The sequence below is a fragment of the Variovorax sp. 01T439_2 genome (assembly GCF_056398445.1).
The window spans coordinates 1-8590 of the sequence record NZ_JBFTPJ010000143.1 but is presented as its reverse complement, the minus strand read 5'-3'; the positions used below and the strand labels follow the sequence as shown (position 1 = coordinate 8590).

Sequence of the window (8590 nt, the reverse complement as noted above, 5' to 3'; positions counted from 1 at the left end):
CAGTGGTTGCGCACGCAGGGTGGCTGGTGGCTGGCATGGCTGGCCCTCACGGCCGTGGGCGCGGTGTGGCTCGCGCGCGCCGAACTCGCGCAGCTGCAGCAGGATTTCGAGACCGACGCGCGCATCGCGCACCGGCTCATGAGCCAGCAGGTGGTGCAGTACGACGCGGTGCTGGCCACGCTCGCGCTGCTCGAACCCGGCGACGGCGCGGACCGCCCGGAGCAGCGCCTGCCATCGGTCTATCCGTCGATCCTGCGCGTGCAGCGGCGCGAACGCGACCAGGCCTGGCCCGACGAGAAGCAGGCCGGCACCTTGGCCGCTGCGGAAGCGCGCTCGCGCAGCGAGCGCCGCGCCGAACTGGCGGGGCTGGACCTCGCGCAGGGCCGCTACGAGCTCGTGATGGGCGCGACGCCCGTCAGCTACGCGCTCGAGATCGACCTGGCCGGCTCGGTGCCGTGGCGCGACTGGCCGATGGACCCGAAGCAAAGCCCGGTGCGCGTGAGCCTGCAGCGCGGCGCGCAGCAGTTCGTGCTGCAGCCGGGGCGGACGGCGCAATCGGACGCGGGCGGCTGGCGCTTCAGCCTCACCAAGCCCCTGGCCTCGCCGAGCCAGCCTTTCGACCTGGTGGCCGAGCGCCATGTGGGCTGGGGTGAACTGCCGTGGCGCGGCATCGCCGGCTGGGGCGTGGCGGCGGCGCTGCTGCTGGCCGGCCTGTGGACCGCGCAGCGCCAGCGCATCGCGCGGCGCCGGGCCGAGGAGCTGCTGCGTCTCGGCCAGGTGGCGCGGCTCAATGCCCTGGGCGAGCTTTCGGCAGGGCTGGCGCACGAACTGAACCAGCCGCTCACGGCCGTGCTGGCCAATGCGCAGGCCGCGCGCCGGCTGCTCGACGAAGATCCGCCCGACCTGGCGACGGCGCGCAATGCCATGGGCCAGGCCGTGGAGCAGGCGCGCCGCGCGGCCGGCGTGGTCGGCCGGCTGCGCCGCGTCATCGAACGCCCTGAAGCCGGCGGCGACGTGAAGCCGCTGGTGCTGCAGGAGGTGGTGCGCAGCGCCATGCACCTGCTGGCACCCGAGTTCGCGCAGCGCGGCGTGGCGGCGCAGTTCGACGCCTCCGCGCAGGCACCGGTGCGCGTGCAGGCCGAGGCGGTGGCGCTCGAGCAGATCGTGCACAACCTGCTGATGAACGCCTTGCAGGCGCTCGACCTCGTGCCCGCGTCCGAACGCCGCCTTTCCGTTTCGGTCGGCCGCAATGGGCAGGAGGGCGTGCTGACCGTGACCGACAACGGACGCGGCATTGCACCCGAGGCCATGCCGCGCCTCTTCGAGCCTTTCTTCAGCACGCGCGAGGGCGGCCTGGGCCTTGGCCTGAGCCTCAGCGAAACGCTGGCGAGCGGCATGGGCGGCAGCCTCTCCGCGGCCAATGCGGCGCCGCGCGGCGCGCGCTTCACGCTGCTGCTGCCGTTGGTGGCGGCGTCCACGGAGCGCATGGCATGAACACCGCCTCTGGCACCCACCAGCCGCAATCGCCGCTGATCCACCTCATCGACGACGACCAGGCGGTGCGCGACAGCCTGTCGCTCCTGATCGGCACGGTCGGCCTGCGGGTGCAGGGCTGGGCCGATCCGCAGGCCTTCATCGACGGCTTCGACCGCGCGAGCGTCGGCGCCATCGTGCTCGACGTGCGCATGCCCGGCATCAGCGGCCTCACGGTGCTCGACCGGCTCATGGCGCAGGGCGTCGACCAGCCGGTGATCATGCTCACCGGCCACGGCACGGTCGAGATGTGCCGCCGCGCCTTCAAGGCCGGCGCGGCCGAGTTCCTGGAGAAACCGGTGGACGACGAGCAGTTGCTCGAGGCCCTGCAGCAGGCGGTGCGCCAGCATGTGCGCTCGCGCGAACGCTCGCAGGCCGACAACGCGGCGCGCGAGCGCGTGGCGCAGCTGTCGGAGCGCGAGCGCGAAGTGCTTGCCTTCATCGTGCAGGGCCTCACCAACAAGGAGATCGCGCGCACGCTCGCGCTGTCGCCGCGAACGGTCGAGACGCACCGCGCCAACCTGTTCGCCAAGCTCGACTGCGATTCGCTCGCGCAGTTGATCCGGCGCTACGCGGTGCTGGTCGCGGGGCAAGACTGAAAGCGGGCGCTCCGTAGAACTACGGAGCACCGGGCGTAGCCGTACGAATGGCCTTGGCGGACGGTGTTTCCTACAGTGGCGCAGCCGCCGGCAGACAGCCGGTGCCATCACCCTGCATCCACTGGAGAAAACGAAAAATGCGTTCCAACCTTCGCCTCGGCGCTCTCGCCATCCTGCTTGCCGCATCGGCCGCCCAGGCCCAGACGCCTGCACCCGCGGTGCGCACCGAGAAGAACATCTCGCTCGCGCTGGCCAACCAGATCGCGGCCGAAGCCGTGGCCGCCTGCGCCGCCAACGGCTACAACGTGGCCGTCACCGTGGTCGACCGCGCCGGCACCGTGCGCGCCGTGCAGCGCGCCGACAACGCCGGCCCGCACACGCTGGCTTCGAGCGAGCGCAAGGCATGGACCTCGGCATCGGCCAAGAGCGCGACGCAGGCCATGATGGAAGGCGCGCAGAAGAACCCCGGCGCCGCCAACCTGGTGTACCTGCCGGGCTTCCTGCTGCTGGGCGGCGGCGTGCCGGTGAAGTCGGGCAACGAAGTGATCGGCGCCGTGGGCGTCGGCGGTGCGCCGGGCGGCCACCTGGACGACCAGTGCGCCAACGCGGCCATCGAGAAGGTCAAGGGCCAGCTGGGCTGATGATGAAGCACGGCATCGGGTCCGGGCTGCTGGCGGTTGCGCTTGGACTGGGCGCATCGGCCGGCGTGTCGGCCCAGGTGCCGCCGCAGGCTGCCGAGCTGCTGGCCTATGAAGGACTGCACCGGGCGGCCTGGCAGGGCGACCTGGTCAAGCTGAAGGGCTTGATCGCCTCGGGCGCCAATCTGGATGCGCGCGATGCGCGGGGCCGCACGCCCTTGCACGTCGCCACCCATGCACGGCAGCGCGAGGCGGTGAAGCTGCTTGCCAAGGCCGGCGCGAACCTCGACCTGCTCGACGACGACCGCTACGACGCCGTCACCATCGCCGCGGTGGCCGACGATGCCGCGACGCTTGCGCTGCTGCTGTCGCTCGGCGCGAAGGCCGGGCAGGTGACCAGCCGCTACGACGGCACCGCGCTCATTGCCGCGGCGCACCTGGGCCATGACGAAGTGGTGCGCCAGCTGATCGCGGCCGGCGCGCCGCTCGACCACGTCAACAACCTGCATTGGACCGCGGTGATCGAATCGATCGTGCTGGGCGACGGCGGCCCGCGCCACCAGCGCACGCTGGCCGCGCTGGTCGACGCCGGCGCCAGCCTTGCGCTGGCCGACCGGCAGGGCAACACGCCGCTGCAGCTGGCGCGGGCCCGCGGCTACACGGCCATGGTGAAGCTGCTGGAAGCGCCGCGCGCAAGATAGGACGGCTCGGGGACAATCGGAGCCTCACCACGAGGAAATTGCCCCATGTACATGCCGCCGCAATTCAACGCCAAGGACCCGGCCATCGCGCTGGAGCTGATGCGTGCACATCCCTTCGCCAGCCTGATCTCGAGCGACGACGAGGGCCTGCCTTACGTCACGCACCTGCCGCTGGTGGCCGAGCAGCAGGAGGGCGGCCAGCTGGTGCTGCTGGGCCACTGCGCCAAGCCCAATCCGCACTGGCGCCATCTGCAGGCGCGGCCGCAGGCGGTGGCCACCTTTCTCGGTCCGCATGCCTACCTGTCGCCCTCGGTCTATCCGGACCTCGCGCGCGTGCCGACCTGGAACTACCTGGTGGTGCACTGCACGGTCGAGGCCCGGCTGATCGAGGAGCCCGTGGCCAAGGACGCGCTGCTCAAGAAGCTCATCGGCGAGCACGAGCCCGGCTATGCGCAGCAATGGCGCGACCTGGGCGAGGAGTTCCAGCTCAAGATGCTGGCCGGCATCGTCGGGTTCGAGCTGCGCGTGAGCGCACTGCAATGCAAGGTCAAGCTGAACCAGCACCGGCGCGAATCGCACGCTGCGATGCATGCCGTCTACAGCGCCGGCACGCCCGACGAGAAGGCGCTGGCCGTGTGGATGGAACGCCTGGGCATGACGGCCGAGGCACCGGTGGCGGAAGGAAGCTGAGATGCGCATGTTCGGACTGGTCGGCCTGCTGCTGGCACTCGTGATCGCCGGGGTGGTGGCGAAGAAGCAGCTCACCAGCATGGYCGCGCCCGCATCCGGCGAGGCGCCCGCCGATCCCCGCACGCAGGTCCAGCAGGTGCAAATGCAGGTCAAGGAAGCGCTCGACGCCGCGGCGCAGGCGCGCAAGATGCCGGATGACAACTGAGCCCGCTGCCAAGCCCATGGACGATGCGCACTGGATGGCGCTCGCGCTGGCCGAGGCGCGCCTGGCGGCCGAGGCGGGCGAGGTGCCGGTCGGCGCGGTGCTGGTCAGGAACGGGCAGTTCGTGGCCAGCGGGCGCAACACGCCGGTCGCGCAGCACGACCCGAGCGCCCATGCCGAGATCAACGCACTGCGCGCCGGCGCCGCCGCGCTCGGCAACTACCGGCTCGACGGCTGCGAGCTGTTCGTCACGCTCGAGCCCTGCGCCATGTGCGCGGGCGCCATGCTGCATGCGCGGCTCGCGCGCGTGGTGTTCGGTGCGGCCGACCCCAAGACCGGCGCGGCCGGCTCGGTGCTCGACCTCTTTGCCGAACCCCGGCTCAACCATCGCACCCAGGTGCAGGGCGGCGTGCTGGCCGCGGAGTGCAGCGCACTGCTGCAAGGCTTCTTCCAGCTGCGCCGCGATGCGGCGCGCGAGCAGGCCCAGCCCCTGCGCGACGATGCGCTGCGCACACCGCCCGAGCGCTTCGATGCGCTCGCCGGCTACGCCTTCGAACCGCGCTACGTCCACGACCTTCCCAGCCTGCAGGGCTGGCGCATGCACTACCTCGACGAAGGGCCGCAAGACGGCTCGGCCGCCGCGTGCCTCTGCCTTCATGGTCCGGGCGAATGGGGCTACTTCTTTCGCCGCCTCGTCGGCGCACCCGGGCTGCGCACGCTGGTGCCCGACCTGATCGGCTTCGGCAAGAGCGACAAGCCCAAGCGCGAGGCGGCGCACCGCATCGAATGGCACTGCCAGGTCCTGGACGAATGGCTCGACCGCCTGCAGCCACCGCCGATGGTGCTGGTGCACAGCGCCGCGGCCACCGGCCTGGCCACGCGGCTGCATGCCGAAAAGGGCGGCCTGTTTGCAGCCGTGCTGCTCGCGCCCGAAGGCGGCGAGCCGGTGAGCGATGCATGGCGCGCGCCGTTCCCCGACCGCGGCTACCAGGCCGCGCTGCGTGCGCTCGGCCCCATCGCGTCGTCGTCCGGCCCGAATGCGCAACAGGCTGCGCTGCTCGCCCAGGCGGTGCGCAACGCAATGGGATACTCGACGCCGTGAGCAAACACATCTACATCTATTCCCCCTCCAGCGCGATTCGCGACAAGGCCGCCTTCCGGCGCGGCGTGGCAAGACTCAAGGCCCTGGGCTACGAGGTCGAAATCGACGAAGCCGCGCTGGCCGTGCACCAGCGCTTTGCGGGCGACGACGCGACGCGCCTCGCTGCCATCGGCCGCGCTGCCGCGAGCGGCGCCGACATAGCGCTGATCGCACGCGGCGGCTACGGGCTCACGCGCATCCTCGACGCGATTCCGTACAAGGCCGTGGCCAAGGCGATCGGGCGCGGCACCGAATTCGTCGGCCTCAGCGATTTCACCGCGCTGCAGTGCGCACTCTTCGCCAAGACCGGCGCCGTGACCTGGGCCGGCCCCGCGGTCGGCGAAGACTTCGGTGCCGAAGGCGGCGCGGACGACATCATGGAAGCCTGCTTCGACGACCTGGCGAGCGGGCAGGGCGAAGGCACCGGCTGGCGCATGCCGGTGCGCGATGCCGGCCTCAAGGTGAAGCCCGTGCACGACGCCACCTTGTGGGGCGGCAACCTGTGCGTGCTCGCGAGCCTGCTCGGAACGCCCTATTTCCCGGTAGTGGAGAAGGGCGTGCTGTTCATCGAAGACACCAACGAGCATCCCTACCGCATCGAGCGCATGCTCGACCAGCTGCGCATGGCCGGCGTGCTGGCCAGGCAGCGCGCCATCGTCTTCGGCCAGTTCACGGGCATGCGCAAGGTGCCGGGCTACGACCGCGGCTTCGGCTTCGATGCGGTGGTCGACCGGCTGCGCGCCACGCTCAAGGTGCCCGTGCTCACGGGCTTGCCTTTCGGTCACGTGCCGACCAAGGTGCTGCTGCCTGTGGGCGCGAAGGTCGAACTGGCGGCCGAAGGGCGCGACGTCTTCATGGTGTGGGGCCACCGGCATGGCGGCCACGACCATGACCATGACCACAGCCACGGCCATGCGCATTGAACGCGCGGCGCCGCGCTATCCTTCAGTGGGTGAAGCGCTGATGGGCGCGCGGGCCCATCGAGCCGGGCAGGCCGCCCTTGAACATGCTGTTGATGGCTTTCATCTGGCGGCGGGCAGCGGCTTCGCCGTCGATGGCACTCAGGGCAACCATCACGTCCTGGCGCAGGTACCAGAGCGCTTCCACGTCGGACGCAAAGCGCACGCGCTGCGCCACGCGCTGGACCGAGTGCCCGCCGTGCGCCTGCAGCACCGACAGCATGGCGGCCCGGATGCGTCCCAGCTGGTTCTCTCCTACCCGGGGAGCCCCGATACCGGGAATTCCGAGAAGGCGGAAAAAACGACGAAGAGGCAGCATGTGGACTAAAGGCGTATTGCCGGGAGCCGGGACGGTCGCTACCTTAAGCCTCGGACGGCCGATTCACAAGTTCTGAAACACTGTTTCTTGTTTGTAAACAACACACTTTACGTTGCACTTAAAGCCTCTGTAGTGATTTGAGTACAAAAGCAATATAAGCAGGCCGCTGTCACAGCATGGACGTCAATTCCACAGTCGTATTCGCAGACCTCACCGGAAGCTCCAGGGTTTTCGAAGCCATGGGAAATGCGCGCGCCACCGACACGGTGACGCGGCTGACCCAATGGATCGGCGGCGTCTGCCAGGCACACGGCGGCAGGGTCGTGAAGTCGCTCGGCGATGGCGTGTTCGCCCTTTTTTCGAACGCGGCCACCGCCATGCAGGCCGTGATCGAACTGCAGCGCTATCACCAGAAGCGCCTCATGACCTGGCCCGTGCCGCTGCGCATGGCGCTGCAGATCGGCGTGGCAAGCGGCGAGGTGGTCGAGGTCGAGGGCGACTGCTTCGGCGATGCGGTCAACCTGGCGTCGCGCCTGAGCGACCTGGCGGGGCCGGGCCAGATCTGGGCCACCGATGCAACCATTGCGCAGTTGGGCGAGACGGCTGTGCGGCACCGCGACCTGGGGCTCATCACCATTCGCGGGCGCAGCGAGATGTCGGCCGTCCACCGCATCGACTGGCAGGAGGAGATGACCTCGTTCCTCACGCTGCCGGCCGCGCTGACGCCGCTGCGGCTGCCCGATTCATCGCTGGGGCAGATCGAACTGGCGTGGCTGGACGTGCGGTCCACCTTCCGCACCGAAGAGCTGCCGATCCACCTCGGGCGCGTGAGCGATGCGCAGTTCGTGGTCAACGATCCGCGGGTCTCCCGGCTGCATGCGCGCATCGAGCTGCGGCATGGCAGCTGCGTGCTGACCGACCTGAGCACCTACGGCACCTGGGTCCGGTTTCATGGCAACGGCGGACCGAGCCAGGAAGTGGCGCTCAGGCGCGAGGAATGCGTGCTGCACGGACGCGGCGAAATCGGCCTGGGCGCGCCGCTGAGCGATTTCACCGCGCCGACCATCGCCTTCAACACCACCGGCGCCGAGGTTCAGCTTTCGCGCCGCGAAATCACGGGCTGAGCGCACACGCCGGGCAGTGACGTTTGGCAACGATCCGGCAAGGCGGCAGGTGCACTCGCGCAGGGCCTCGGGCGTTGCAACATCGGTGCTGGCCGTCGGCACCTTCTCAAGGGAGCTGCAGTGAAACTCGAAAACAAGCGTTCTTCCGTCTTCAAATGGATGGCCCTTGGCGCGATGGCGGCCAGTGCGCTGCTCGCCGCGGGCGCGGCCAGCGCGCGCGGAAGCTGGTCGGTACAGATCGGGGCGGGCGGCTATCCGGCGCCGTACTACGCGCCTCCGCCGCCTGCCTACTATCCGGCGCCGATCTACTACGCGCCGGCCCCGCCGGTCTATTACCGTCCGCCGCCGCCCGTGTATTACCGTCCCGCACCCGTCTATGCGCCGCCGCCCGGACGGATCTACTACGGGCCGGGCTACCCGTATCGCCCGCCGAACGGCGACGAATGGGACAACGACCGGGAATACGAAGACCGGGACTGACGGCCCGCCAAGACCCCGCTCAGCGCGGCTTGGACAGGATGGCGGACAGTTCGCCCATGTCGATGGGCTTCTGAAGATGGTGGTCGAACAGGTTCTGCGCTGCGGCGCCGCCGGCCGCTTCTTCCTCCGAAAAGCCCGAAATGGCGACCAGCAGCCGGGGGCCGCGGTCCGCGGCGGCCGAACGCAGCCGCCGCGCCACCTCGG

12 protein-coding genes are annotated in these 8590 nt (G+C 70.1%); 10 read left to right on the top strand and 2 right to left on the bottom strand.

The genetic code is table 11. The features are described 5' to 3' along the window. The 8 genes from AC1DOC_RS09445 to AC1DOC_RS09410 form a co-directional block, all read left to right on the top strand. On the top strand, positions 1-1494 hold a 1494-nt coding region (locus tag AC1DOC_RS09445; RefSeq protein WP_478129711.1), incomplete at its 5' end, for a sensor histidine kinase. Then, positions 1491-2132: a response regulator transcription factor gene (locus AC1DOC_RS09440; RefSeq protein ID WP_012747894.1), complete on the top strand. Its 642-nt coding sequence runs from the start codon at positions 1491-1493 to the stop codon at positions 2130-2132. The genes AC1DOC_RS09445 and AC1DOC_RS09440, both read left to right, overlap by 4 nt. Positions 2133-2269: 137 nt before the next feature. Beyond that, on the top strand, positions 2270-2773 hold the full coding sequence (locus AC1DOC_RS09435; protein ID WP_018904980.1) for a GlcG/HbpS family heme-binding protein: 504 nt from the start codon (positions 2270-2272) through the stop codon (positions 2771-2773). Next, a complete protein-coding gene (locus AC1DOC_RS09430; protein ID WP_012747896.1) occupies positions 2773-3471 on the top strand; it encodes an ankyrin repeat domain-containing protein in 699 nt (232 codons plus the stop codon). Before AC1DOC_RS09435 ends, AC1DOC_RS09430 begins: the two co-directional genes overlap by 1 nt. 45 nt (positions 3472-3516) lie before the next feature. Then, a complete protein-coding gene (locus AC1DOC_RS09425) occupies positions 3517-4161 on the top strand; it encodes an FMN-binding negative transcriptional regulator (protein WP_012747897.1) in 645 nt (214 codons plus the stop codon). Between the two features lies 1 nt (position 4162). Further along, positions 4163-4366: a hypothetical protein gene (locus AC1DOC_RS09420; protein ID WP_478129710.1), complete on the top strand. Its 204-nt coding sequence runs from the start codon at positions 4163-4165 to the stop codon at positions 4364-4366. Further along, on the top strand, positions 4356-5465 hold the full coding sequence (gene tadA / locus AC1DOC_RS09415) for a tRNA adenosine(34) deaminase TadA (RefSeq protein ID WP_012747899.1): 1110 nt from the start codon (positions 4356-4358) through the stop codon (positions 5463-5465). Before AC1DOC_RS09420 ends, tadA begins: the two co-directional genes overlap by 11 nt. Then, positions 5462-6427 (top strand): LD-carboxypeptidase, encoded by a 966-nt coding sequence (locus tag AC1DOC_RS09410; protein ID WP_012747900.1) that lies wholly within the window; start codon positions 5462-5464, stop codon positions 6425-6427. Before tadA ends, AC1DOC_RS09410 begins: the two co-directional genes overlap by 4 nt. A 22-nt stretch (positions 6428-6449) precedes the next feature. On the opposite strand, the gene AC1DOC_RS09405 is transcribed toward AC1DOC_RS09410, so the two are convergent. Further along, entirely contained in the window at positions 6450-6686 is a 237-nt protein-coding gene (locus tag AC1DOC_RS09405; protein WP_012747901.1) for a hypothetical protein, read from the bottom strand. Between the two features lie 272 nt (positions 6687-6958). Between AC1DOC_RS09405 and AC1DOC_RS09400 the strand changes: the two genes are divergently transcribed. Both AC1DOC_RS09400 and AC1DOC_RS09395 read left to right on the top strand, forming a co-directional pair. Further along, positions 6959-7906, top strand: a complete 948-nt coding sequence (locus tag AC1DOC_RS09400; RefSeq protein ID WP_012747902.1) for an adenylate/guanylate cyclase domain-containing protein — start codon at positions 6959-6961, stop codon at positions 7904-7906. Positions 7907-8026: 120 nt separating this feature from the next. Then, on the top strand, positions 8027-8386 hold the full coding sequence (locus AC1DOC_RS09395) for a hypothetical protein (protein WP_012747903.1): 360 nt from the start codon (positions 8027-8029) through the stop codon (positions 8384-8386). 19 nt (positions 8387-8405) lie between these two features. Here the strand turns inward: AC1DOC_RS09395 and AC1DOC_RS09390 are convergent. Beyond that, a partial coding sequence (locus AC1DOC_RS09390) for a response regulator (protein WP_478129709.1) occupies positions 8406-8590 on the bottom strand: 185 nt, incomplete at its 5' end.

Excerpts from the sequence above, each read along its gene's own strand:
- AC1DOC_RS09440 (WP_012747894.1), top strand. The coding sequence starts at position 1,491 with ATGAACACCGCCTCTGGCACCCACCAGCCGCAATCGCCGCTGATCCAC.
- AC1DOC_RS09435 (WP_018904980.1), top strand. The coding sequence starts at position 2,270 with ATGCGTTCCAACCTTCGCCTCGGCGCTCTCGCCATCCTGCTTGCCGCA.
- AC1DOC_RS09430 (WP_012747896.1), top strand. The coding sequence starts at position 2,773 with ATGATGAAGCACGGCATCGGGTCCGGGCTGCTGGCGGTTGCGCTTGGA.
- AC1DOC_RS09425 (WP_012747897.1), top strand. The coding sequence starts at position 3,517 with ATGTACATGCCGCCGCAATTCAACGCCAAGGACCCGGCCATCGCGCTG.
- tadA (WP_012747899.1), top strand. The coding sequence starts at position 4,356 with ATGACAACTGAGCCCGCTGCCAAGCCCATGGACGATGCGCACTGGATG.
- AC1DOC_RS09405 (WP_012747901.1), bottom strand. The coding sequence starts at position 6,686 with ATGCTGTCGGTGCTGCAGGCGCACGGCGGGCACTCGGTCCAGCGCGTG.
- AC1DOC_RS09400 (WP_012747902.1), top strand. The coding sequence starts at position 6,959 with ATGGACGTCAATTCCACAGTCGTATTCGCAGACCTCACCGGAAGCTCC.